We start from the raw sequence: 897 nt of genomic DNA on the forward strand, positions 1-897 counted from the left end.
ATCGTTCAGTTAGTCAATAAATGTCGCAAATTTTATGCTTAATTATCCGACATTATATAGTCTTCTTTTTTCATAAGTGGCTTTCTTGATAGCCGATCTTCTTTCAAGAATCAGGATATCTCTACCCGTATGCTTGTCTTGTGGCGATACCATTCCTATGCCTGTATGATAGTGCTCGTAATTGTACCAGTTGAAAAATTCCTCAAAATAGCTTTCAGCCTCGCTTAGACTGCTGAAACGCTCAGGATAGCCCGGTGCATGCTTGACGGTGCTGAATAAAGCTTCAATCTTGGGATTGTCATTTGGCGTTCTAGGCCTTGAAAACAGCTGCTTTACTCCCAAAGAAGTCATAAACAGCTTGGTACTGACCGAACGCATTTGTATTCCCCTGTCACTCAAAGAGCGAGGTTTCTCGCTGTTTAAAAGACCTTCAGCTAGTATTCCTTTGTCCCAAAGAGTCAAAGCTTCCTCGCTGGCCAAAGACTCGCTCAGATGCCAAGATATCACTTTGCGGCTGAACCAGTCTTGAAGCACATAAAGGTAGTAGTGACTGTATCTTGTAGTTGTCTTCACATGAGTGATATCCCAGCTCCAGAGCTTATTGGGCTCTTGTACATCACCTATGTCAGGCTTTGTATGCTTGTTCCTTCGATTTGCATAGATGCCCCTTGGACCATTGATTCCTTTAAACTTCATATATTCCCAGAACGTGACATGGGATATGTATATGCCGAATTCTTCGAGCGCTTTAATGCTAAGCACTCGACAGCTGTCATCAGCATATTTCTTGTCTCCAACCATTTTCTGAACAAGCTCTAGTTCATCTGGAGTCAGTGCATTGTATGGACGACTTTTGCGTTCAGACTGCTTCCTTTCAAGAGTTTCACTATTCTGCCA

1 protein-coding gene is annotated in these 897 nt (G+C 42.6%); it reads right to left on the bottom strand.

Annotation, left to right across the window (positions count from 1 at the left end; genetic code table 11):
- Positions 1-42: 42 nt before the first annotated feature.
- On the bottom strand, positions 43-897 hold an 855-nt coding region (locus EUAN_RS12070; RefSeq protein WP_143000730.1), incomplete at its 5' end, for a DDE-type integrase/transposase/recombinase.

The organism is Andreesenia angusta, from assembly GCF_001855385.1.
Taxonomy (GTDB): domain Bacteria; phylum Bacillota; class Clostridia; order Tissierellales; family Gottschalkiaceae; genus Andreesenia; species Andreesenia angusta.